Origin of the sequence: Sphingobium phenoxybenzoativorans, from assembly GCF_018286635.1 — a bacterium.
In the GTDB taxonomy this organism is placed as follows: Bacteria; Pseudomonadota; Alphaproteobacteria; order Sphingomonadales; family Sphingomonadaceae; genus Sphingobium; species Sphingobium phenoxybenzoativorans.
Map to the genome: position 1 here is coordinate 4771270 of NZ_CP073910.1, position 23012 is coordinate 4794281.

19 protein-coding genes and 1 pseudogene are annotated in these 23012 nt (G+C 63.4%); 15 read left to right on the forward strand and 5 right to left on the reverse strand.

The window, feature by feature from the left end; translation table 11 throughout:
• Nucleotides 1-19: 19 nt before the first annotated feature.
• From KFK14_RS23635 to KFK14_RS23645, 3 genes and pseudogenes are all read left to right on the forward strand, one after another.
• A pseudogene (locus KFK14_RS23635) lies at nt 20-823 on the forward strand (N-acetylmuramoyl-L-alanine amidase family protein); the annotation flags it as partial.
• Nucleotides 824-969: 146 nt separating this feature from the next.
• On the forward strand, nt 970-1629 hold the full coding sequence (locus KFK14_RS23640) for a hypothetical protein (RefSeq protein WP_212609377.1): 660 nt from the start codon (nt 970-972) through the stop codon (nt 1627-1629).
• Nucleotides 1630-1759: 130 nt separating this feature from the next.
• Complete coding sequence (locus KFK14_RS23645) at nt 1760-4291, forward strand: penicillin-binding protein 1A (RefSeq protein ID WP_212609378.1); 2532 nt, start codon at nt 1760-1762, stop codon at nt 4289-4291.
• Nucleotides 4292-4445: 154 nt separating this feature from the next.
• Here the strand turns inward: KFK14_RS23645 and KFK14_RS23650 are convergent, their stop codons facing one another.
• Together KFK14_RS23650 and KFK14_RS23655 are read right to left on the reverse strand one after the other, a co-directional pair.
• A complete protein-coding gene (locus KFK14_RS23650) occupies nt 4446-4631 on the reverse strand; it encodes a type II toxin-antitoxin system ParD family antitoxin (protein WP_212609379.1) in 186 nt (61 codons plus the stop codon).
• Between the two features lie 53 nt (nt 4632-4684).
• Nucleotides 4685-6424 (reverse strand): hypothetical protein, encoded by a 1740-nt coding sequence (locus KFK14_RS23655; protein ID WP_212609380.1) that lies wholly within the window; start codon nt 6422-6424, stop codon nt 4685-4687.
• Nucleotides 6425-6888: 464 nt separating this feature from the next.
• Here KFK14_RS23655 and prfB point away from each other — a divergent pair, with 464 nt between their 5' ends.
• From prfB to KFK14_RS23675, 4 genes are all read left to right on the forward strand, one after another.
• Nucleotides 6889-8016 (forward strand): peptide chain release factor 2, encoded by a 1128-nt coding sequence (gene prfB / locus KFK14_RS23660; RefSeq protein ID WP_212609381.1) that lies wholly within the window; start codon nt 6889-6891, stop codon nt 8014-8016.
• Nucleotides 8016-8753 (forward strand): class I SAM-dependent methyltransferase, encoded by a 738-nt coding sequence (locus KFK14_RS23665; RefSeq protein WP_212609382.1) that lies wholly within the window; start codon nt 8016-8018, stop codon nt 8751-8753. Before prfB ends, KFK14_RS23665 begins: the two co-directional genes overlap by 1 nt.
• 268 nt (nt 8754-9021) lie before the next feature.
• On the forward strand, nt 9022-10161 hold the full coding sequence (locus KFK14_RS23670) for a GNAT family N-acetyltransferase (protein WP_425516644.1): 1140 nt from the start codon (nt 9022-9024) through the stop codon (nt 10159-10161).
• Nucleotides 10158-11030: a cupin-like domain-containing protein gene (locus KFK14_RS23675; protein WP_212609383.1), complete on the forward strand. Its 873-nt coding sequence runs from the start codon at nt 10158-10160 to the stop codon at nt 11028-11030. The genes KFK14_RS23670 and KFK14_RS23675 overlap by 4 nt, the downstream gene beginning before the upstream one ends.
• Nucleotides 11031-11141: 111 nt before the next feature.
• Here the strand turns inward: KFK14_RS23675 and KFK14_RS23680 are convergent, their stop codons facing one another.
• A complete protein-coding gene (locus tag KFK14_RS23680; protein ID WP_212609384.1) occupies nt 11142-12209 on the reverse strand; it encodes a GNAT family N-acetyltransferase in 1068 nt (355 codons plus the stop codon).
• A gap of 191 nt (nt 12210-12400) precedes the next feature.
• Nucleotides 12401-12841 carry a host attachment family protein gene (locus KFK14_RS23685; protein WP_070157498.1) on the reverse strand — a complete coding sequence of 147 codons (441 nt, stop codon included), beginning with the start codon at nt 12839-12841 and terminating at the stop codon, nt 12401-12403.
• A 92-nt stretch (nt 12842-12933) separates the two neighbouring features.
• On the opposite strand from KFK14_RS23685, the gene serS reads away from it, so the two are divergent.
• The 5 genes from serS (at nt 12934) to KFK14_RS23710 (ending at nt 17909) form a co-directional block, all read left to right on the forward strand.
• Nucleotides 12934-14322, forward strand: coding sequence for a serine--tRNA ligase (gene serS / locus KFK14_RS23690; protein ID WP_212609385.1), 1389 nt, complete (start codon nt 12934-12936; stop codon nt 14320-14322).
• A gap of 132 nt (nt 14323-14454) precedes the next feature.
• Entirely contained in the window at nt 14455-15219 is a 765-nt protein-coding gene (surE, locus tag KFK14_RS23695) for a 5'/3'-nucleotidase SurE (protein WP_212609386.1), read from the forward strand.
• Between the two features lie 91 nt (nt 15220-15310).
• The gene (locus KFK14_RS23700; protein ID WP_212609387.1) at nt 15311-16363 is read left to right on the forward strand and encodes a potassium channel family protein; all 1053 of its coding nucleotides are present in this window, start codon (nt 15311-15313) and stop codon (nt 16361-16363) included.
• Nucleotides 16364-16668: 305 nt separating this feature from the next.
• On the forward strand, nt 16669-17172 hold the full coding sequence (locus KFK14_RS23705) for a ComF family protein (protein ID WP_212609388.1): 504 nt from the start codon (nt 16669-16671) through the stop codon (nt 17170-17172).
• Between the two features lie 41 nt (nt 17173-17213).
• On the forward strand, nt 17214-17909 hold the full coding sequence (locus tag KFK14_RS23710; protein WP_212609389.1) for a peptidylprolyl isomerase: 696 nt from the start codon (nt 17214-17216) through the stop codon (nt 17907-17909).
• Between the two features lie 81 nt (nt 17910-17990).
• Here KFK14_RS23710 and KFK14_RS23715 read toward each other — a convergent pair whose 3' ends face one another.
• On the reverse strand, nt 17991-18740 hold the full coding sequence (locus KFK14_RS23715; protein WP_212609390.1) for a hypothetical protein: 750 nt from the start codon (nt 18738-18740) through the stop codon (nt 17991-17993).
• Nucleotides 18741-18991: 251 nt separating this feature from the next.
• Between KFK14_RS23715 and rimO the strand changes: the two genes are divergently transcribed.
• The 3 genes from rimO to ubiB all read left to right on the forward strand — a co-directional run bounded on the left by rimO (nt 18992) and on the right by ubiB (nt 23006).
• On the forward strand, nt 18992-20365 hold the full coding sequence (gene rimO, locus KFK14_RS23720) for a 30S ribosomal protein S12 methylthiotransferase RimO (protein ID WP_212609391.1): 1374 nt from the start codon (nt 18992-18994) through the stop codon (nt 20363-20365).
• A gap of 221 nt (nt 20366-20586) precedes the next feature.
• Nucleotides 20587-21318: a class I SAM-dependent methyltransferase gene (locus tag KFK14_RS23725; RefSeq protein ID WP_212609392.1), complete on the forward strand. Its 732-nt coding sequence runs from the start codon at nt 20587-20589 to the stop codon at nt 21316-21318.
• A 149-nt stretch (nt 21319-21467) separates the two neighbouring features.
• Nucleotides 21468-23006, forward strand: a complete 1539-nt coding sequence (gene ubiB, locus KFK14_RS23730; protein WP_212609393.1) for a 2-polyprenylphenol 6-hydroxylase — start codon at nt 21468-21470, stop codon at nt 23004-23006.
• Nucleotides 23007-23012: the final 6 nt, after the last annotated feature.

Sequence of the window (23012 nt, forward strand, 5' to 3'; positions counted from 1 at the left end):
GATGGAGGCGATTTCCGGCGCATCGGCAGGCATGACGCGCCCGCCGCGCCGAAGCCACAGCATCACCGTTCCGATACCTGCGACCGCCAAGGGCATCGCCCTTCCCCCGATTCAGGGGCCGCGCGACCCATCCCGCCCGCTTGTCGTGATCGATGCGGGGCATGGCGGGCATGATCCCGGCGCGGTGAACAAGGAAACCGGCCGGCAGGAGAAGGATATCACGCTGGCGATCGCCCACGCCATTCGCGATGAATTGCTGAAATCCGGGCGTATACGGGTCGCCCTGACCCGCAATGACGACCAGTTTCTGATCCTGCAGGAACGCTATGGCATCGCGCGGCGGATGAATGCGGACCTGTTCATTTCCATCCATGCCGATGCGGCGCAGAATGCGGAGGCGCGCGGCGCGACGGTCTACACCCTGTCGGAAACCGCGTCCGACCGGGAAGCGGCGCGGCTGGCGGCGCGGGAGAACCGGGCCGACATCATCAACGGCGTGAACCTTAATGAACAGAGCGGCGACGTGTCGTCGATCCTGATCGACCTGACCCAGCGGGAAACCATGGCCATATCCGCCAGCTTCGCCCGGCTGCTGCAGCGCGAGGCGGCGCCCTTCATCACCTTCCGCAACACCTATCACCGCTTTGCGTCGCTGATCGTGCTCAAGGCCCCCGACATCCCGTCGGTCCTGTTTGAGACCGGCTATATCAGCAATGCCGACGATTCGGCCCTGCTCGGTTCGACCGAGGGGCAGGACCGGATCGCCAAGGGCGTCGCCAAAGCCATAGAGGTGCATTTCGCACGCCGGGCGGTGGCGAAATAGCGTCCGGCCCAAATAGCGCCGGACCCAAATAGCGACTGGCCAGATAGCGCCAGATCTAAATAGAGACTGGCCCGCATCCGCCCGCGGCAACCATTTGTTAACCACGACTCCCTAGCCTTGGCGGCCTGTCCCTTGAAGGATCGGCCATGTCTCTCCTGTCCCTGCTCAACGGCGCGCAATCCAGCCAGACCCAGTCCAGCAAAGCCTATGTCGGCACGGGCCTGAGCGCCGCCGCGCAGAAGGCGCTCGCCACCGCCAAAGAGGCTGCATCGACGGCATCGACGGCATCGTCCAGGACACAAGCGGCATCATCCCAGTCCGACGTCTCCATTTCTCCGGAGGCCCTCGCCGCAGCGCAGGCGAAGGAGGATAACGCCAAGGATTTCGCCGCCCTGTCCGCGCAGGTGCGCGCGGCGCTGGACGCGCATTATGCAACACTGAATGCGACGGGGAACGCGACGGTGGAACGGGGTTCCGCGCCGGACCTGTCGGCCCTTTCCGGGCGCGCCGTCGCGGCCATCGCGCTCAACCGGACGGGCGCGTTCAGCCGGACCGAAGTGCAGGCGGCCAAGGCCGAAATGCGCGCGCGGATTCAGGAGGATTTCGCCAATGCCGCTCTATCGTCCGGGGGGTCCTCCGGGGGCATCGCCGCCTATAGCAGCCAGCTCGTCAGCCAATATGACGCAATGAGCGACGAGGAACGCGAGGCCCGCGGCTGGACCGAAAGCACCCGCGCCAGCGCCAGCGCATTCGCCCTGAAAGCGACCACGCCCTCCCTCTGGGACAAGCTCGCCAGCGACGCATAAAGGCGAGGCATCGCGTTCACCGCCGCGCCGCATTTCGCATAGCCGGACACCCTCGCTTTCCCCGTCGCGTTCACCGCCTGTCGATCCGCGCTGGCAATGCGCGCCGGATTTGCCTAGAGCGCTGTCCGGTATGGACGAAGCCGAAGCGACCAATCCCGGAAAGAGCGACGTGGCGTACCGACTGCGCAGGGGCGCGGGCGGCGTATCGGCGTGGTTCCAGGATCGCGTCCGCAACAAATGGGCGCGCCGCGCGCTGTGGCTGCTTGCGGGCATCGTCATCCTGTTCAGCCTGTTCTGGGTGATCTTCGCCCGCGACCTGCCCGACGCCCGCACCCTGCTCGCCTATGAGCCGCCGCTGCCGACCATCGTGCGCGACGTCAACGGCCAGCCGGTCTACAGCTATGCCCGCGAACGGCGCGTCCAGCTTCAATATGCCGATTTCCCGCCGATGCTGATCCACGCCTATCTGGCGGCGGAGGACAAGACCTTCTTCAGCCATCATGGCGTCGACATTCCCGGCTTCTTCGGCGCGGTGTTCGATTATGTGCGCAAGTTCGGGTCCGGCGAGCGGGCCAAGGGCGGCTCCACCATCACGCAGCAGGTGGCGAAGAACCTTCTGATCGGCGACGCCTATTCGCCCACGCGCAAGATCAAGGAGATGATCCTTGCCTATCGCATGGAGAATGTCCTCACCAAGCAGCAGATACTGGAACTCTATCTCAACCAGATATTCCTCGGCCGGAACGCCTATGGCGTGCAGGCGGCCGCCCGCGCCTATTTCGACAAGGATGTGGGCGAGCTGAAACTCAATGAGATGGCCTATCTGGCGATCCTGCCCAAAGGCCCCGCCAATTACCGCCCGGAAAGCGAGACCGGATATCAGCGCGCGATCGAGCGGCGCAACTGGGCGCTGGGCGAGATGCGCAAGAATGGCTGGATCAACGACGCGCAATATCGCGAGGCGCTGGCCACGCCGCTCAGCACCGTGCGTCAGCGCGGGTCGCCCTATGGCACGGCGGGCGGCTATTATATCGAGGAAATCCGCCGCCGCCTGATGGAGAAATTCGGCGAGAAGGCGTCGGACGGCCCGAACAGCATCTATGCCGGCGGCCTGTGGGTGCGCAGCCCGCTGGACCCGGTGATGCAGGACCATGCCGCCGAAGCTTTGCGCGCGGGCCTGATCCGCTATGACGCGGGCAAGGGCTGGTCCGGCCCGGTCGGTGAAATCCAGATGAGCGACAATTGGCGCCGCGACCTGGCCGTCAGCAATATCGGCATTGATTATCAGGACTGGAAGGCCGCGCTGGTCGTGTCCAAGACGTCCGGGTCGGCGGAGCTGGGCTTTACCGACGGCACCACCGGCACGCTGCCTGCATCGGGCGCGCAGATGCTCTACCGCCGCACCGACCGCCCCGCCTTCGATTCGCTGAAAGCGGGCGACCTGATCGTCGTAACGAAGAATGGCGGCGGCTGGGCGCTGCGCAATGTGCCCGGCGTGTCCGGCGGGATGGTGATCGAGGATACGCATGGCGGCCGCATCCACGCGCTGCAGGGCGGGTTCGACGCGCGCCTCTCTTCCTACAATCGCGCGACGCAGGCGATGCGCCAGCCGGGATCGACGATCAAGCCGTTCGTCTACGCCGCCGCGCTCGACAATGGCATGACGCCTGCGTCGATCATCGTCGATGGCCCCTTCTGCGTGTTCCAGTCGATCCGCCTCGGCCAGAAATGCTTCCGCAACTTCTCCGGCGGCGGCGCGGGGCCGCAGACCATGCGCTGGGGCATTGAGCAGTCCCGCAACCTGATGACCGTGCGCGCCGCGTCGCAGACCGGCATGGAGCGCGTCGTGCGCACCATCAAGGCGATGGGCATCGGCGATTATCAGCCCTACCTCTCCTTTGCGCTGGGCGCGGGCGAAACCACCGTCGCGCGCCTGACCAACGCCTATGCGATGCTGGTCAATCATGGGCGGCAGCTCGACGCCAAGGTGATCGACTATGCGCAGGACCGGCACGGCAAGGTGATCTGGCCGGAACGCTGGCAGCCGTGCCAGGGATGCAACATGCCCAATTGGGACGGGCGGGCGATGCCGCGCTTCTCGAACGAGGGGCAGCAGGTGATGAACCCGATGACCGCATTCCAGATGGTGCACATTACCGAGGGCGTGATCCAGCGCGGCACCGCGACCGTGCTGCGCGACCTGGACCGGCCGCTGTTCGGCAAGACCGGCACCACCAACGGCCCGACCAATGTGTGGTTCGTGGGCGGATCGCCCGATCTCGTCGCGGGCGTCTATCTCGGCTACGACACGCCGCGCAGCCTGGGCGGTTACGCGCAGGGCGGCCGCATCGCCGCGCCGATCTGGAAACAGGCGATGGCACCGATCCTGAAGGATATGCCCAAGACGCCCTTCATCGCCCCCAACGGCATCCGCATGGTCCGCATCGACCGGCGCTCAGGCAAGCGCGTCTACGGCGCATGGCCGACTGATGACCCCAAGGCGTCAGTCATCTGGGAAGCCTTCAAACCCGAAACCGAACCCCGCCGCACCATCCGCAAGGAAGAAGTCGAGGCGCAGGACAAGGCGGCGGCGAGGACCGGCGCGACCGGACGGCCGACGAACGACAATGACTTCCTGCAGCAGCAGGGCGGGATTTATTGAGGTTGGCCGGGGCTGGCGATCGCGCCGGTCACTAAACGGCCCCTTACCCACACTTCCCCGTTCGTGCTGAGTAGAGACTGGGCAAAGTCGAAGGCTCGTATCGAAGCACTCTCACGCCACGCTGTTCCGGCTTCGCTAAGATGCCCGCCGGTATTTAGCCATTGGCGGCATCCATGTCTTTGAGGAAGGCATCGAAGAGGAAGGCATCGAAGTCGAATGGACGGGGATCACCGCTCTGCTCCCCCTTGATCAACGCCTGACGGATCACTCTACGAGTGTTAGCATTTAAGCAGGAAGCCAGTTGCTCAAATAAGCCGATAGCGTCATGGGCTACGCGCATAGATACAGTTCTCTATAAATATTACTACATCGGCAGCTAGAATTTATACCGATCTAAGTAGCGCCCGTACGTCTATGACCCGGCATATCTGATACTATAATCTGCCGACTTACTTCATCAAAAGCGTAATATATCCGCAAACATCGCTCCGGCTGCCGCGTATTCCCGCCATTCTTAATATGCCAATTTGCCGAAAGTCGGCGGCCCTGAAAATCAAACTGATACTCATCTGCACCACAAGGCGCGTTTGTTACACCTTCAAAAACTGGAATGTTTGCCAGCGCGCCTCCGCCCCTAAGAAAACGATTGCGGGCTTCATTGGCAAGCCACTGAAGGCAGCGCGCAGCCAGAGAAATGTCTTCGAAATCTGGCTTACGGATCGATCTTCTGGCGGTGGAAGATAGCGATAATCGACTGGATAGAGTGTCGTCACACCACTTTCCAAATTCAGACCAATCGTCCGGCTGAGTATTACCCTCCTCAAGCGCTGTGCCATTCGATTTCAACGCAGCTTCCAACTGCTCGATACGCGCCCATGCAGAAGCTAACTGCTTTTCGGCATCTTCAGCTCTATCTGCCTCTTGCAGAGATAACTCTAGCGCTTGATCAACCTCCGCCCTGAGTCCATCAACTTCCAGTTCGAGCGCGTCACTCCTGTCGTTCGCTGCTGCTAGTTGTACGCTATCGCTTGCCCCATCAGCGATTTGCTGGCGCTGCTGGAGACGTAATGCAGCGCTTCTAACGGCAGCGAAGGGCAATACATCGTGACCAAGCCGCGTTACGCGGAGGCTAACTCTGGCAACAGCACTTCGGATTTCAGCTTCTATCGCTTTTGAAGCGGTTATCAACGAATTGCCTAAATAAAGCCGATGATCTCTCGGATCTCCGCGAACATATAATCTTGGCTCATATATCCGAACACCCCCGTGAAATACCATGAGTTCTTTTCCAAGAACGTGATTCAGCTTATAGGTAAGATTGGCTGGCAAAGATACCACATGTGCCAATCCGCATAAAGATTTGGCCAAACTTTCAACATCTATCAGTGGACGTGCGGGATATTCTGATCTCTCGTCTCCGCTGGCAACAATTATTGGATTTCGCCGCGTATCTGACAATAGCCAATCTATGAGAGTATCTGCGTCACTTTCAGTCTCGGCATAATAGGGTTTGGTTAGAACAGGAATCGGCCCGTCTCTCAAACCACAATTATCGGCGATTTGAAGCACAAGTCCTGGTACTGAAGGCGTGATGGATACTTCAGCCTCCGCGGAATTTACGAGGAGGCGTACACCAAGAAGAATTTCTTCGCTGCCCTCGGGCTGACCCAAGCTGACTTCGGTCGACCAAATTCGTCCTGGAACCGACTTGTCAGGGTCATCGCCGCGAAGTGACCATAGGAAACCGCTCTCGGTTTCAACATTAGTTCCCATTGTGGTGCGCCCAGCAGCAAGCATCTCAAAGGGTGCCCCCTGCCACGCATGCTCGGGCAACACCGCTCCTGCACGTTTACGTGCCCATCTGAGGACTTCCTTTTGCGACGCCCTCAACATACTTTCGGTGCCTGCGACCGGTATAATAGAAACTACCCGCAATATTTCTCGTTCGATGACCGATCTCAGCGGCCTTTCTGTCGGCGAAACTAGCGCAGCGACGGCGGATTTCTTTGTACCATGAAGATTCTCCTCACCTTTGGTCACGCCATGCTCTCCAATTTCCTCTGACTCCTTGGTACAACGAAATAGAACTATCCGTGCAAATTGGTCCAAATTGGTCCGAAATAATTTAAGCATTTGTAATTTATCATAAATTCTATTTCTAATAAACGCTGTAAGAAGACGCCCTGTCCTACATTCCACCACTCATGCTCTGCTCCCCCACATGGAACCTTACCCAACCCTCGCCCGACGTCTGCGCCATCACTCCGATGGCCCGCGATGCGACGCAGATGAGACCTACATGCGACGTTCGTGAGACCAACATGCAACCTTATTGTGACTTTCCGGCTCAAAACGCGCACAAACCGCAACTTCCCCCTCCCTCATGCCGTTCCCCGGCTCCAACCGCCGCACGAAGCCCTGCCACCGCGCAATCCGACACGCCGCCAAGCCCCTCCAACCCCGTCCCGCTTGACGAACGCGCAAATCCCCCGGAAAGGACGGCGCTTGCGCCTGCCGGGCTGGGTGGGTGACTCGCCCCTCGCGGCGACGCCCCCGCCTCCCCATATCGGGGGCGATAGTGAAAGTGGAGACCCCCCATGCGCGCCGAAGCGCAGCAATATATTGATCGTATCGACGCCGCGCTGGATTTGCTGCGCCGGTTTCTGGACTGGGACCGGGCGCTGCGGCGGCTGGACGAGCTGAACGCGCGCGTCGAGGACCCGACTTTGTGGGACGACGCGAAAAAGGCGCAGGAGGTGATGCGCGAGCGCACCCGGCTGGACAGCGCCATCGGCGCGACCCGCGCCATCGACAGCGAGAAGAAAGACACGGCCGAGCTGATCGAAATGGCTGAGGCCGAGGGCGACGAGGATATGATCGCCGAGGGCACGGCGGCGCTGAGGGCGCTGGCCGAACGCGCGGACGAGGACAAGGTGAAGGCGCTGCTGGCCGGCGAGGCCGACGGCAACGACACCTATCTGGAAATCCATGCGGGCGCGGGCGGCACGGAAAGTCAGGACTGGGCCGAGATGCTGCAGCGCATGTATCAGCGCTGGGCCGAGCGGCGCGGGTACAAGGTGGAGCTGGTCGACTATCATGGCGGCGAGCAGGCGGGCATCAAGTCCGCGACGCTGCTGATCAAGGGCGAGAACGCCTATGGCTATGCCAAGACCGAGAGCGGCGTCCACCGTCTGGTCCGCATCAGCCCCTATGACAGCTCGGCGCGGCGGCACACCAGCTTCTCGTCGGTCTGGGTCTATCCAGTGATCGACGACAATATCGACATAGAGATCAACGAGAGCGACCTGAAGATCGACACCTATCGGGCGTCGGGCGCGGGCGGGCAGCACATCAACACCACCGATTCCGCCGTGCGCATCACCCATGTGCCGACGGGCATCATCGTCGCCTGCCAGAACCAGCGCAGCCAGCACAAGAACAAGGCCGAGGCCATGAACATGCTAAAGGCGCGCATGTATGAGGCGGAATTGCAGAAGCGCGAGGCGGCGGCGAGCGCCGAGCATTCGGCCAAGTCCGACATCGGCTGGGGCCACCAGATCCGCTCCTATGTGCTGCAGCCCTATCAGATGGTGAAGGACCTGCGCACCGGCGTCGTCTCCTCCTCGCCCGATGACGTGCTGGACGGCGCGCTCGACCCCTATATGGCCGCCGCGCTGTCGCAGAAGGTGACGGGCGAGAAGGTCGATGTCGAGGACGTCGACTGATGTCCGCGCTCCGGGCGGTGATCGCGATCGCCGGAGCCATCACGCTCATCCCGGCGTTGGGCGCCTGTCACATGCTGGGCGCGGCGGACGATGCTGATCGTCCCGCCAGTTCCCGCCCCTTCCCCCGCGCCGACAGGCCGGTGGCGCCGATCGTGTCGACTCGCTGGTCGACCGAGGAAGCGCGCGACCGGGTGAATGAGGCGGAGGATATCATGGACCGGGCGGGCATAAGGCCGGGCATGACCGTGGCCGACATAGGCGCGGGCGAGGGCTACTACACCGTGCGCCTCGCCAAGCGCGTCGGCCCGACCGGCCGCGTTCTGGCGGAGGACATCATGCCGGAGACGATCGACGCGCTCGGCCGCCGCATCAACCGCGAGGACTGGAAGAATGTCAGCGTGAAGCTGGGCACGGCGGACGACCCGAAGCTGCCCGCTGACAGTTTCGACCGGGTGATGATGGTGCATATGTATCATGAGATTTCGGAGCCTTACGCCTTCCTCTGGCACCTGTTCCCGGCGCTGAAGAAGGATGGCGAGATCATCGTCGTCGATGCCGACCGCCCCACCGAACAGCATGGCACCCCACCCCGCCTGCTGGCCTGCGAGTTCGCCGCCGTGGGATACCGGCTGGAGCAGATGATCCCGAAGCCGACGGCGGGCGGATATATGGCGCGGTTCAGGAAGATCGCGGCGCGGCCCGATCCCGCGAGCATTGTGGCGTGCGCGATGCGGTGAGCGTATTACGCTCCCGCCTTTCCCTAACCCCGTTCGTGCTGAGTAGAGACTGAGCGAAGTCGAAGGCTCGTATCAAAGCATGGTTGCACCAAGCTCACATCCTTCGATACGCCATTTCGGCTTCGCTCAATGCCTGTCCTGAGCGCCTGCCTTGCAGGCAGTCGAAGGGGCTACTCAGGACGAACGGGGTTAGGGGATGTGGCATACAATCCCACGCCCCAAACCATCCTTAGCCATATCCTAACCCTTGCCGCCTATGGCGGACCTCATGGACATGGCGCCCGATCCCGCGCTGAAAACCGGTATTCCGGGGACGATGCCGGTCGGGCAGGCGGAACGCTGGGCAGAGCTTTCGGCCCATGCGGCGGAGGCGAACTGCTTCTACACGCCCGAACTGCTGCTGCCGGCGCTCGCCCATCTCGATGGACAGGATGTGCGCCTGATCGAGGCGAAGGACGGCGACACCGCCATCGGCGTGATGCCGGTGAGCGTGGAGCGCCATTATGGCCGCCTGCCGGTCCGCAATGCCGCCAACTGGATGCATCGCCATTGCTTCTTCGGCGCGCCACTAATCCGGCGAGGGCACGAGCAGGCGGCGTGGGCAGGGTTCCTGGCGCTGCTGGACGAGACGCCGGACATGGGGAATTTCCTGCACCTGTCCGGCCTGGATGCCGCCGGGGCGAACGCCGCCGCGCTGGAGGCGGTGTGCTTCGCGCAACGCCGTGCGATTGTGGAAATCAAGCGCTACGACCGCGCACTCCTCCGCAGTGCCCTGTCCGCCGACGAATATTGGGAAACCCATGTCCGGTCGAAGAAGCGCAAGGAAATCCGGCGGCTGCAGAAGCGGCTGGCGGAACTGGGGACGGTGCAGAGCCGCACGCTGACCAGCGCCGCGGACCTGACATCATGGTGCGACGATTTCCTGGCCCTTGAGGCGGCGGGATGGAAGGGCGAGGAGGGCACGGCGCTGCAATGCCGGGCGGGCGACACCGCCTTTTTCCATGCCGCCTGCGCCGCGGCTTTTGCGGCGGGCGCGCTGCATTTCCTGCGCCTCGACCTGGACGGCCGCGCCATCGCGATGCTCGTGAATTTCCGTCACGCTGGCGGCGCTTTCTCCTTCAAGATCGCGTTCGATGAGACGCTGGGACGCTTTTCGCCCGGCGTGCTGATCGAGATCGACAATCTGCACGCGGTGCAGGGCGATGCCGCCATCGGCTGGATGGATAGCTGCGCCGCCGTGGACCACCCGATGATCGACAGCCTGTGGGCCGAACGCCGCAGCATCGTCCAGTATCGCGTCGCCCTGAAAGGCAATGGCCTGACCCGCGCGCGCAGAACCACCGCTTTCGCCGCCGCCGACATTGCCGAGCGCGGCAGCGCCTTCATCAGAGGATATAGAACCGCATGACCGCCCAACGCCCCGTTGTCGGCAAAAGCCCCTGGCTCGCTTTCTCGCAAACCGCGCGCGAGGCGTTCGGCAGGGCTTATCCGGACCAGCCCGTGATGCTGACCCACGAACTGGCCGGGCACCCGCTCTTTTCGCGCGAGGCGCTGGCCATATTGGCGGAGCGCATGCCCCCGGCGTCGGTCGAATATAATCTGGGCAAACTGCCGCTGGGCGTGAAGCCGGACGAAACGCCGGACAATGGCCTGACGCTGGGCGAGACGGTGCGGACGATCGACACCAATGGAAGCTGGGTCGTTCTGAAGAATGTCGAGCGCGATACCGAATATGGCGCGCTGCTGGATTCGGCGCTGGCGGAGATCGAACATCTGGTGATCCCCGCGACCGGGCCGATGCTGCACCGGGAAGCGTTCATCTTCCTGTCCTCACCCGGCAGCGTGACGCCGTTCCACATGGACCCGGAGCACAATATCCTGCTGCAGATCGACGGTGAAAAGACGATGACCGTATTCCCGGCGGGCGATGAGGCGCTGGTGCCCGGCGAGCAGAGCGAGAAATTCCATGCGGGCGGCCACCGCAACCTCGCCTGGAACGAGGACTATCTGGAAAAGGGCGCGCCATTCATGCTGGTGCCAGGCGAGGCGATATTGGTGCCGGTCAAGGCCCCGCATTTCGTGCAGAATGGCGCGACGGTATCGGTCAGCTTCTCCATCACCTGGCGGTCGGACCGCAGCGTGGCGGAAGGCGAACTCCACGCCTTCAACGCGCTGTTGCGGCGGCGGCGTCTGCCGGTCGGCAAGGTGAGCAACCGGCCGGAAACGCAGAAGATGCGGCGGTTCATGTATCGCGTGATGCGGAAATTGGGGTTTTAACGCCCAAGCCCATTACCCCCAACATCCGTTCGTTTCGAGCGAAGTCGAGAAACCTCGCGCTCAGTTTCTCGACTTCGCTCGAAACGAACGGTGTTGGTGCCCAGACCAATGCTAAGAAACCGGCCGCCTGAGCAGTTTCCGCAAAACCGCCTCCGCCTCCAGCCGGGGGGAGAAACGCTCCAGCGACCACCATTCCAGCGTTTCCGATCCCGTCGACAGGCTTTGCTTGTACCGGTCCTTGCCCGCCAGCAGCGAATAATGGTCCAGGCCCATGCCCGCATAACGGCCAACCGCCGCCGCATGGCAGAGCAGGCCCGGCTTCCCCTTCGGCCCCAGCGGCGCGGCGAAGGCGGACTGGTAATTCATCGCCCGCCCGCGATGGACGAAGTTGAGCAACAGGCCGAGCAAATGATCGCCAGCCGTGATGCGCAGCAGTTCCACCTCGCCGGTTACGAGGCCCCGGCGCAGCAGAGTGGCGGCAAACTGCCTGAACATGGCGTCATCCCACGCATTTTCGGCGTGACGGCCAGTGTTGAGCGCCTGCATCTCCGCCAGCCAGCCGTCGATATCCGCCTCCGTCGCCAGAGCGATGGCTGGTTCAGCGGCGCCATAATCCTTCGCGGCGCGCTTGATCTGGCTGCGCGTATTGGCGCTGAGCAGGGAGAGATAATCGCCCTTTGTCGCCCGCACGGCGGCGAGGTCGACATGATAGGCGGGGGATTGGTCGATCCGCACCCGGCGGCGGAAGCCAGCCGCAAGCAAAAGCGAGTCCGGTTCCACGCCCGACAGCCGGAGCGCGCGCCAGTCATTGTGGCGCAGGATCGCGCGCATCGCCACGTCATGCAGGTCGGCGGGCGCGTCCCTGTCCGCAAGCAGGCCATTATATTCGATGAAGGGCCGGTCCGCCTGATACTGCCCGGCCTGATTGAGCCATAATGTGGGCGTCCGCCCCAGCAGCCGCTTGTCCAGCGACCGGCCGATCAGCGCCAGCGCGGCGTCCCCGCCCGCATCGTCCTTCACCGCCAGCAATTCCGGCGTTGCGCCGGTCGCCGACAGCCAGCTTTCCATCCAGGTCCAGCCCAGGAAAAAGCTGCCCTCCGCCCGCACCTCCAGCGCCCGCCATCGCGGCTCCAGCTTGTCGAGCGGCGGCAGGGGCGAGAAGGTCGCGGTGAGCGTCATAGCGCCGCTATTTCCGGGCGCGGCGATGCGGTCAAGCGAAAGCGGCGGGGCCGGGAGGCTTAGACCATCATGATGTTGCTTGCCGCCGTTCGCCCTGAGCCTGTCGAAGGGCTGTCCTTTTCTTCAAGAAAGTGCAGGTCTTCGACAGGCTCAGCCCGAACGGATTTAAATCAGACCAACCTGATTGCGCATCACGCCTGCACGATCAGCCGCTCAATCTCCGACACCGGGTGGCTGGCAAGGTCCTTGCTCAATTCCCCGGTCAGGCGGCTCTGCACCGCCTTGTGATAATGTTTGCGCAATTCGCCCAGCGTGTTGGGCGGCGCGACGATGATCAGCTTCTCAAAATCATTGGCCAGCGCCCGCCGGTTCAGCATCGCAGCGGCTTCGGCGGCGAAGCGATCCTCGCTCTGTTGGTGGAAATCGGTCTGCTCGAACGCGCCCCTGCGCGACCCGCCGGGCGCTGCATTGCGGCCGGGGGCGGACGATCCCTGCTCGCGCGTCGCTTCATCTTCGTGGGTCAACGCTTCCTCGACCTCCAGATTGGGATATTCGGCATCGCCCTTGTTGCGGAACAGCAGCATCTTCGCGCCGTCCACCACCATGACCAGCGCGTCATTGTCGATCTGCATATCCGTATCTCCTTATGCTTGGTTCTCCGGCATAAACGTATGGCCGCGCCCAAGGGTTGCGCGGCTCGTCGCGCGGCGGCATAGGGCTGGCCATGCACGACATCCGCTCCATCCGCGAAAATCCCGCCGCTTTCGACGCCGCGCTCGCGCGCCGGGGGCTTGATCCTGCGAGCGGCGAGATCGTCGCGCTGGACGAGAAGCGCCGCGCGATCGCCACCGAGTTGCAGCAGGGTCAGGCGCGCCGCAACGAGGCCAGCAAGGCCATCGGTCAGGCCATGGCGAACAAGGACGGCGAACTCGCGCAGCAGATCAAGATGGAGGTCGCCGCGCTGAAGGAACGGCTGCCCGACCTTGAAGCGCAGGAGAAGGAAACGGGCGAGGCGCTGGACGGCATTCTCGCCGCCATCCCCAATCTGCCCGCCGCTGATGTGCCCGAAGGCGAGGACGAGGCCGGCAATGTCGAGGTCAGCCGCTGGGGGACCGCCCGCGCGTTCGACTTCACGCCCCAGGATCATGCCGATTTCGGTCCGGCGCTGGGGCTGGATTTCGAGGGCGGCGCGGCCCTGTCCGGCGCGCGCTTCACGGCGCTGCGGGGGCAGATGGCCCGCCTGCACCGCGCGCTCGCCCAGTATATGCTGGACCGCCAGTCGGGCGAGAATGGCTATGAGGAGGTCAACCCGCCGCTGCTGGTCCGCGACGCCGCGCTCTACGGCACCGGCCAATTGCCGAAGTTCAAGGATGACCTGTTCCAGACCGCAAGAACCAATGTTCTGGGCACGGCCTTGCAAACGATGCGCAACGTAGAGGTCAATTCTACAGAGTGGGCACTGGCAGCGCAGGATGCCTTAGCTGCGGATGAAAATGCAGCGGCACGTCTTTGGCTGATCCCAACCGCCGAAGTCAGCCTGACCAACCTCGTCGCGAACCAGATCGTGCCGGAGCCGACCCTGCCGCTGCGCTTCACCGCGCTTACCCCCTGCTTCCGGTCCGAAGCGGGCGCGGCCGGGCGCGATACGCGCGGCTATATCCGCCAGCATCAGTTCGAGAAGGTGGAGCTTGTCGCCATCTGCCGCCCGGAGGAGTCCGAGGCCGAGCATGAGCGCATGTGCGCCGCGGCGGAGGGGGTGCTGCAGGCGCTTGGCCTGCCCTATCGCAAGATGCTGCTCTGCACCGGCGACATGGGCTTTTCCGCGCGCAAGACCTTCGACCTGGAAGTGTGGCTGCCGAGCCAGAACACCTTCCGCGAGATCAGCAGCGTGTCCAACTGCGGCGATTTCCAGGCTCGGCGCATGAACGCGCGTTACAAGCCGGAGGGGGAGAAGCAGACGCGCTTCCTCCACACGCTCAATGGCTCCGGCCTCGCGGTCGGCCGTACGCTGGTCGCTGTGCTGGAAAATTACCAGAATGCGGATGGCAGCGTGACCGTGCCGGAGGCGCTCGCCCCCTATATGGGCGGGATCAGCAAGCTGGAGCCGAGATAAATTACACTTACCCCCCGTTCGCCCTGAGCGAAGTCGAAGGGTTCGCCCGAACGGAGGGAGGGCACTTCGCTTCGCTCAATGGAGGGCTTCGACTTCGCTCAGCCCGAACGGAAATAGAGGTATGAAAGACAAATGCGCATCCTCCTGACCAATGACGACGGCGTACACGCCCCCGGCCTGAAAGTGCTGGAGGCGATCGCGCGCACTTTGTCCGACGACATATGGATCGTCGCGCCGATGGAGGAGCAGTCGGGCGCGGGGCATAGCCTGACCCTGACCCGTCCCCTGCGCGTGCGGCAGCATGGCGAGAAGCATTACAGCGTCAGCGGCACGCCGACCGACGCGGTGATGATGGCGGTGCGGCAGTTGATGAAGGACAGTCCGCCCGATCTGGTCCTGTCCGGCGTCAATCGCGGCGCGAACCTGGCCGAGGACATCACCTATTCCGGCACCGTCGCCGCGGCGATGGAGGGCGCCATATCGGGCATTCGCTCCATCGCGATGAGCCAGGTCTATGCCAGGGAAGGCATGGGCGACACCGTGCCCTTCGCCTGCGCCGAGGCATGGGGCGAGAAGGTGCTGCGCCCGCTGATCGCCATGCCTTCGGGCCAGCGCATGTTGATGAACGTCAACTTCCCGGCCATCGACCCGGCCGCCGTCAAGGGCATCCGCGTCGTGCGGCAGGGATTCCATGATGTCGACCGCACCCATATCGTCGAGGGCACGGACCCGCGCGGATACCAATATTACTGGTTCGGCCTGGGCAATAGCGACGTCATGCCTGAGGGGACCGACCTGGAGGCGATTGCGCAGGGCTATGTGACCGTCACGCCGCTGCATTACGACCTGACGCATGACGGATCGATGGCCGCCACCGCCGCCGCCTTCGGAGCCTGAGCAGGAGACCATAGGCAGAAGGATAGGCAGGGCGGGCAAAAGCCGTTAGCTTGCCCGCGATGCGCGCGGACCATTCAAGCGGGAAACGATAATGCGCCTGCCCGTCAGGCCCTCGCGGGAGGGCGTCAGCTTCCTGCGCCGCCGTTCCGCCATGCCGGTCTGGGCCGACCTTGCCTGGCGGGTGGCGCTGATCCTGCTGCTCGGCGTGCTGGTGCTGCTGTTGCACTGGTTTGGCCGCGCGGGCCTGAAAGACAATTACGACAATCACATCAGCTTCATCGATGTGCTCTATTTCACCACCGTCACCGTGACGACGGTGGGCTATGGCGATATCGTGCCGGTGACGCCGGACGCCCGCCTGTTCGAAACGGTGATTGTCACGCCGATCCGCCTGTTCATCTGGCTGATCTTTCTTGGCACGGCCTATAGTCTCTTTTTCCGCAACATTCTCTACAGGTGGCGCATGGCACGCATTCAGGACGCTCTGCACAACCATATCGTCGTCGCCGGTTTCGGCACCAGCGGCAATGAGGCGGTCAACGAACTGCTGAGCCGCGGCACCAACGCGCATGAGATCGTCGTCATCGACACAGGCGAAAAGGCGCTGCAGGTCGCCGAGGGGCTGGGGTGCAATATCCTGTGCGGCGATGCGACCCGCGACCGGACGCTGACCGATGTGCGCATCGACCGGGCGCGGACGATGATCGTATCGGCAGGACGGGACGACACGTCGATCCTGATCACGTTGACCGCCCGGCACCTGGCCCCCGACCTGCCGATCAGCATCGTCGTGCGGAACGAGGATAATGAGCTGCCCGCGCGACAGGCGGGCGCAACGACCGTGATCAACCCGGTCAGCTTTGCCGGGCTGCTGCTGGCGGGCAGTTGTTCCGGGCCGCATATCGCCGCCTATATGGCGGACCTCGCCTCGGCTGGCGGGCGGGTGCAACTGGGCGAGCGGATGGTGCGCCCGGACGAGGTGGGCAAGCCCCTCTCCGCCGCCGGACCCGGCATCGCCCTGCGCATCTATCGCGGCGGCCAGCCCGTGGGATTCTGGGAAAAGGGCGCAAGGAGCCTGATGCCCGGAGATATGATTGTTGAGGTGATTCCGGGCAAGGGATCGGTGCCCGACACGGACGATTAATCCGAAGTGGATGATTCCACGCCCTAATTTCCGCACCGCAACATAGACTGGCCAGCGTCGATACTGTCCCGTAATGATACGGCGTTAACCAATGCGATCTTTGCAATCGGCATGTTGCAAAACGCCCATAGCGTCTTGGCGTCGATTCTCGGGGGCGGAGTGGGGCGCTGCGCGTACATGCGATTTGCTATTACCGGGGAAGCGGGGCCGGTTGGCCGGACGTCTGGCGTGATGTCGATCTGGAGGCGCGCAATCTGATCAGCGCGCTGAAGCAGCTCGGCATCAATCAGGACTATGGCTACACCATGACGGGGTTCGGGATCGGCCTCGGCTCCAACGTCACGGCCAGGCCGGAAACGCCGCTGATGCTGGCGGCGCGGTTGATGCTGCGCGCCATCAGGGCGGCGGGGTATGAGGAAGGCGCGACGATCGTGCCTGTCCCCTCCGGCACCCATACCCGTCCCGGCAGCGATTTTGTCGGCGGCCGCATCGCGCGGGTGATCGAGATACGCGACCCCAATTTCGCAAGCGCGCCCCTGCTGCACTTCGCGCGATCGGTGCCCCGCACCGCCGCGGGCCGCCGCCGCACGGAAACGGCGCTGCGCGTCAACCTGCGCGCCTCCGCCATGATTCCGTCAAAGCGGCGCGTGATCCTGCTGGACGATGTGATGACGACCGGGGCGCACCTGCGCGCGGCCGCCGGGTTTCTGGCGGAAAGGGGCATTCGCGTGGATGACGCCTTCGTCGTGGCGCGGCAGGCCGTGAACTGCCCGGAAAATATGTTCAATGTGCCAGTGCTCGATCTGTAGGGTTGCATGCCGCCCGGCCTGCATTTAGCCCGAAGGAGACGATGCGGCACATATTTGCTTCCCTCCTCTGCCTGTTTCTCCTGGCTTTCGCCTTTTCCGCCAGCGCCGATGCGCAAGGGACGAACAAGCCTGCGCCCGGCCCTGCGCCCGGCATCGTGCGCGTGCGCCTGGTCACGTCGGAGGGGCCGATCATCCTCGCGCTCGACGCCCGCCGCGCGCCCAAGACGACCGGCAATTTCATGACCTATGTCGATGACGGCCGGTTCGACGACACCCAATTCTATCGCGCGGCGCGGCGCAAGACCGACCCGAAGCTTGGCTTCATCCAGGGCGGCGTCGGCACCGACGCCCGCCGCACCCTGCCCGCCATCCCGCATGAGCCGACAACGCAGACCGGCATCCAGCATCTGGACGCCACCATTTCGATGGCGCGCAACGCGCCGGGCACGGCGATGGGCAATTTCTTCCTGACCGTGGGATCGACGCCCAATATGGACGCCGCAGGAGCCTATCCCGGCTATGCCGCGTTCGGCCATGTCGTTGCGGGCATGGACACGGTGCGGCGCATCCTGGCCATGCCGACGGGTGGCGGCGAAGGCGCGATGCGCGGGCAGAAGCTGCTGAAACCCGTGCGCCTGATCCGCGCGGAACGGATAGACGGCAAGGCCAGGCCCTCCAGCCCGATCAAACCCTGGCTGATGAAAACGCTGCGCAAGGACATGAAGCCCCGCAAGTAAGCGACAAAGTTGCTTGAGACCCGATCCATGCGGACTCATGGCGATTTGGTCTGACTGCCCTTTAGACGGCCCCGTTTAAGGCTAGTCGTTCGCGGCCTCTGGGGCAGTTCCCATCTGGCGACGAAATCTGAGTGTCCCTCCCCCCTCAGGGGACACCCATCTAATTAACAGGTCATCATCTTCTCTAACGAGATCAAAGCGTTGAACCATGGGATCGGTCATATTTACAAAGTTCATTTCAGAGGGTGGCGACGGAATCCCATTATAACTGACCCTCCTCTTGTCCACGAAAGACGCATGAAATATCGCACGCTTTGTCCCGTCGCCTTCAACTTTCCAGCTACTTAATCCGCCTGCCCATTCTTCGAACTCCGACTTCAATGTACCAACCATTGAGCCATCTTCCGTAAAACGGATCTTCATATCGACGGCCAGAGATCCATTCCCCAGACGCCAATCACCGATGAGCTTTTCAACAGGCAGTTGCGCCAACTTGGTTGGAGCAGGGGGGCTTATAATCACGCGCGCATCCAGCCGATCGAGAAGAAAGCGAGCGTCAGTTGCTGCCGAAGTCGCATCAGGCGAGTCTTTGGAGTCCTCCACCACGCGTTCGACAAAAAGTGCATATTCCTTCTGGCATGCCGCCTTTGCCGCTTTAACGTGCTGCTCAGGTGATCCGGCATCTTGACGCCGGTCATATGCTTCTTTGGCCAAGCATAGCGTGTAGGCTTCATACTGCTTCTTAGTTTCGGTCGAGTAGCGTTCATCAAAAATGTTCAAAGGTGGCGACTGCGAAAGCGCTTGTACCAAAAGGAGTGCGGCCAGAATCATTGAGCACCATTCTACCTTCAACGTCTGCAAACTGCGCCGCTTCCATGTATCTGGACTCAAAGCCGGATGAGGTCGAGAAAAGCCTGCCTCGATATGGATGCATCACCCATATCAGGGCATGACAGACCTTCGGATCATTGCGCGATCATCGGGGATGCCAATTCCCATAGCCAAGGATCACACACTAGCTCACCGCCCGTAATCGCGCCCCGTGACATTTGCCGCGCGAAACATTATGTGGCGCGGCAATCATGGCAACTGCATTCCCCCCCGCGCCCAAGGTCGGCATGGTGTCGCTTGGCTGTCCCAAGGCGCTGGTCGACAGCGAGCGCATCCTCACCAAGCTGCGTTCCGACGGCTATCAGATGTCGCCCGACTATGCCGGGGCCGATGTCGTGCTGGTCAACACCTGCGGTTTTCTCGATTCCGCCAAGGAGGAATCGCTTGAGGCGATCGGCGAGGCGATCGCCGAAAATGGCCGCGTCATCGTTACAGGCTGCATGGGCAATGAGGCGGAACTGATCCGGGCGCGCTTCCCCTCGGTCCTGGCGGTCACCGGCGCGCATCAATATGAGCAGGTCGTCAACGCGGTGCATGAGGCGTCGCCGCCCGTGCCCAACGCCTTTGTCGATCTGGTGCCCGAAGGCGGCCTGAAGCTGACGCCGCGCCATTACAGCTATCTCAAGATTTCGGAGGGCTGCAATCATCGCTGTTCCTTCTGCATCATCCCCTCGCTTCGCGGCGATCTGGTCAGCCGGCGCATCGACGCGGTGCTGCGCGAGGCGGAAAAGCTGGTGTCGGCGGGAACGAAGGAACTGCTGGTCATCAGCCAGGACACGTCGGCTTATGGCGTCGATACCCGGCACGAACCGCGCATGTGGCATGGCCGCGAAGTGCGCGCGCATATGACTGACATGGCGCGCGAACTGGGCCAGCTCCGCACGGCGGAAGGGCGGGCGCCCTGGGTGCGGCTGCACTATGTCTACCCCTATCCGCATGTCGATCAGGTCATCCCGCTAATGGCCGAGGGGCTGTTGACCCCCTATCTCGACATTCCGTTCCAGCATGCCGCGCCGTCAGTGCTCAAGCGCATGAAGCGCCCCGCGAACGAGGCGAAGGTGCTGGACCGCATCCGCACCTGGCGCAGCATCGCGCCGGACATCGCCATCCGCTCCAGCTTCGTCGTCGGCTTCCCCGGCGAGACGGAGGAGGATTTCCAATATCTGCTGAACTGGCTGGACGAAGCGCAGCTTGATCGCGTCGGCGCGTTCCGGTTCGAGGCGGTCGAGGGCGCGGCGGCCAACGCGCTCGACAATCCGGTGCCCGAGGAGGTGAAGGAAGAACGCTATCAGCGGATCATGGAAAAGACCGCTGCGATCTCCGCCGCCAAGCTGCAGGCGAAGGTCGGCCGCACCCTGCCCGTGATCATCGACGAGGTCGGCGAACCGGACGAGGAGGATGGCGGCATCGGCGCAACCGCGCGCAGCCAGGCCGACGCCCCGGAAATCGACGGCAATGTCTTTCTGCGCGATGTTGGCGATGATGCGAAACCGGGCGACATCATCGACGTGCTGATCGAGGATGCGGACGATCACGACCTGTTTGGTGCGCCGGTGGCGGGGTGAGATTGTCGGAGGGGGTACGTCCCCTCCCTCCGTTCGTGCTGAGTAGAGACTGAGCTTGTCGAAGGCTCGTATCGAAGTATCGCTCCGCCAAGCTCAAGTCCTTCGATACGCCATTTCGACTTCGCTCAATGGCTACTCAGGACGAACGGGGAATTGAACAAGAAATTTACCCCGCAAGACTCCGCTGGAATCCCCGCCGCCCCTTGTCTAGAGCGGGTCGCATGAACGACATAGTTTCCTTCGGCTATCGCGACGTCGACGCCTCCGAAAAGGCCGGCATGGTCCGGGGCGTCTTTTCCAACGTCGCCTCCAGCTACGACCTGATGAACGACGCCATGTCGGGCGGCGCGCATCGCCTCTGGAAAGACCAGTTCGTCCGCCGCGTGAAGCCACAGCCCGGCGAGGCGATCCTGGACATGGCGGGCGGCACCGGCGACATCGCTTTCCGAATGCACGCCCGCGGCGCGAACGTCACCGTGTCGGACATCAACCCGGAAATGCTGGCCGTCGGCATGGAGCGCGCGCAGAAGAAAGGGCTGACCGGCCTCGCCTGGTCGGAACAGAATGCCGAGGCGCTGACCTTCGCCGACCGCAGCTTCGACGCCTATACGATCGCTTTCGGCATCCGCAACGTCACCCATATCCAGCAAGCGCTGGAGGAAGCGCATCGCGTGTTGAAGTTTGGCGGGCGTTTCTTCTGCCTGGAATTTTCGGCGACGCTGTGGCCGGGTTTCTCCGACATTTACGACGCCTATTCGCACAAGGTGGTGCCGAAACTCGGCAAGCTGCTGGCGAAGGATGAGGACAGTTATCGCTATCTGATCGAATCGATCCGCCGTTTCCCCGACATGCCGAAATTCGAAGGCATGATCCGCAAGGCGGGCTTTGTCAGCACGAAGGTAGAACCGATCCTCGGCGGTCTCGTCGCGATCCACAGCGGCTGGAAGGCATGATGCGCGACCGGGATAAGCCCCTCCCTTCCAGGGAGGGGTTGGGGTGGGTGCGCCGCGTCAGCGGCGCGTACACGCCACCTGTATCCCATAAGCTCGCTGCGCTCGCACCCACCCCTTCCCCCTCCCTTGAAAGGGAGGGGCTTAGGTAGATGGCTTCTCACATCACCCATCTCTGGCGGCTCCTGAAATGGGGGCGGACGCTCGCGCGGCATGGCGCGTTGCGCGGGATCGAGCGCGACCCGATGACCCCCGCCCCGGTCCGCCGCCTCGCCCGCCTTGCCCGGTTCGGCGCGCGCGTGCCGAAGCAGCCGCGCTATGCCGACGCATTTCAGGCGATCGGCCCGGCGGCGATCAAGCTGGGCCAGACGCTCGCCACCCGGCCCGATCTGGTCGGGGAAGAAGCGACGCAGGACCTGTTGCGCCTGCAGGATGCGCTGCCGCCCGTGCCCTTCGCCGCGATCCGCGCCCAGATAGAGGCGAGTTTCGGGCGTCCGCTGGAGTCCGTCTACGCCAGCTTTGACGAAACCCCGGTCGGCGCGGCCTCCATCGCGCAGGTGCATCGCGCCCGCACGACCGAGGGCCGCGACGTCGCCGTCAAGATCCTGCGCCCCGGCGTCATCGACCAGTTCAGCCGCGACATTCAGACCTATGAATGGGCCGCCGCCCATCTGGAACAGCTTGGCGGAGAAGCCGCGCGCCTGCGCCCGCGCCTGGTCATCGCGAACCTGAAACGCTGGACCGCGCGCGAACTCGACCTGCGGCGGGAGGCGGCGTCGGCCTCCGAACTGGCCGAAGCCATGCAGGCCATGCCCGGCTACATCATCCCCGCCATCGACTGGGACCGCACCAGCGGCCGGGTCATGACGATGGCGTGGGTCGACGGCATCAAGATATCCGACCGCGCCGCCCTGATCGCGGCGGGCCATGACCTGAAGGCCATCGCCGCGCGGCTGGTGAACGCCTTCCTGCGACAAGCGATCGCGGAGGGCTTCTTCCACGCAGACATGCATCAGGGAAACCTGTTCGTGACGCCGTCGGGCGACATCGCCGCGATCGATTTCGGCATCATGGGCCGGATCGACCGGCGCGCGCGCATGTGGCTGGCGGAGATTCTCTATGGCCTCATCACGGGCAATTACCGCCGCGTCGCGGAGATTCATTTCGAGGCGCAATATGTGCCCGCCCATCATGACGTCGCGGAGTTCGCCACGGCCCTCCGCGCCGTGGGCGAACCGATGCGCGGCAAGCCGGTGAGCGAATTGTCGGTCGGCCAGATGCTCGACGGCCTGTTCGCCATCACCCGCGATTTCGACATGCAAACGCAGCCGCACCTGCTCCTCCTGCAAAAGACGATGGTGATGGTCGAGGGCGTCGCGACGGCGCTCGATCCGCAGATCAACATGTGGGAAACGAGCGGCCCCTATGTGAAGGAATGGCTGCGCACAGAGCTGGGACCGGAGGCGGCGCTGGCCGATGGCCTGATCCGCAACGTCCGCACGCTCCAGCGCCTGCCCGACCTCATCCGCCGGATCGAGGACGCCTTCCCGGAAAAGGGCGGCGCGCCACCCCCGCCGCCACTGACCGAGGTGAAGCTGATCCGCGTTGGGGGCGGGTGGAAATATGCGTTGGTGGCAGCGATTGCGGCCGTGGCTGGGGCTGGGGCGATGATCTTCGCATCCCATCTTTAGCCGGAC

What these genes read in the sequence shown, in the direction of transcription:
- KFK14_RS23685 (WP_070157498.1), bottom strand. Translation starts at nt 12,841, where the DNA reads ATGCAGATCGACAATGACGCGCTGGTCATGGTGGTGGACGGCGCGAAG.
- rimO (WP_212609391.1), top strand. Translation starts at nt 18,992, where the DNA reads ATGGCAACTGCATTCCCCCCCGCGCCCAAGGTCGGCATGGTGTCGCTT.
- KFK14_RS23655 (WP_212609380.1), bottom strand. Translation starts at nt 6,424, where the DNA reads ATGCTTAAATTATTTCGGACCAATTTGGACCAATTTGCACGGATAGTT.
- prfB (WP_212609381.1), top strand. Translation starts at nt 6,889, where the DNA reads ATGCGCGCCGAAGCGCAGCAATATATTGATCGTATCGACGCCGCGCTG.
- KFK14_RS23715 (WP_212609390.1), bottom strand. Translation starts at nt 18,740, where the DNA reads ATGATTCTGGCCGCACTCCTTTTGGTACAAGCGCTTTCGCAGTCGCCA.
- KFK14_RS23650 (WP_212609379.1), bottom strand. Translation starts at nt 4,631, where the DNA reads ATGCGCGTAGCCCATGACGCTATCGGCTTATTTGAGCAACTGGCTTCC.
- serS (WP_212609385.1), top strand. Translation starts at nt 12,934, where the DNA reads ATGCACGACATCCGCTCCATCCGCGAAAATCCCGCCGCTTTCGACGCC.
- KFK14_RS23675 (WP_212609383.1), top strand. Translation starts at nt 10,158, where the DNA reads ATGACCGCCCAACGCCCCGTTGTCGGCAAAAGCCCCTGGCTCGCTTTC.
- KFK14_RS23725 (WP_212609392.1), top strand. Translation starts at nt 20,587, where the DNA reads ATGAACGACATAGTTTCCTTCGGCTATCGCGACGTCGACGCCTCCGAA.
- KFK14_RS23700 (WP_212609387.1), top strand. Translation starts at nt 15,311, where the DNA reads ATGCGCCTGCCCGTCAGGCCCTCGCGGGAGGGCGTCAGCTTCCTGCGC.
- KFK14_RS23640 (WP_212609377.1), top strand. Translation starts at nt 970, where the DNA reads ATGTCTCTCCTGTCCCTGCTCAACGGCGCGCAATCCAGCCAGACCCAG.
- KFK14_RS23670 (WP_425516644.1), top strand. Translation starts at nt 9,022, where the DNA reads ATGGACATGGCGCCCGATCCCGCGCTGAAAACCGGTATTCCGGGGACG.
- KFK14_RS23680 (WP_212609384.1), bottom strand. Translation starts at nt 12,209, where the DNA reads ATGACGCTCACCGCGACCTTCTCGCCCCTGCCGCCGCTCGACAAGCTG.
- KFK14_RS23705 (WP_212609388.1), top strand. Translation starts at nt 16,669, where the DNA reads ATGACGGGGTTCGGGATCGGCCTCGGCTCCAACGTCACGGCCAGGCCG.
- KFK14_RS23645 (WP_212609378.1), top strand. Translation starts at nt 1,760, where the DNA reads ATGGACGAAGCCGAAGCGACCAATCCCGGAAAGAGCGACGTGGCGTAC.
- KFK14_RS23665 (WP_212609382.1), top strand. Translation starts at nt 8,016, where the DNA reads ATGTCCGCGCTCCGGGCGGTGATCGCGATCGCCGGAGCCATCACGCTC.
- surE (WP_212609386.1), top strand. Translation starts at nt 14,455, where the DNA reads ATGCGCATCCTCCTGACCAATGACGACGGCGTACACGCCCCCGGCCTG.
- ubiB (WP_212609393.1), top strand. Translation starts at nt 21,468, where the DNA reads ATGGCTTCTCACATCACCCATCTCTGGCGGCTCCTGAAATGGGGGCGG.
- KFK14_RS23710 (WP_212609389.1), top strand. Translation starts at nt 17,214, where the DNA reads ATGCGGCACATATTTGCTTCCCTCCTCTGCCTGTTTCTCCTGGCTTTC.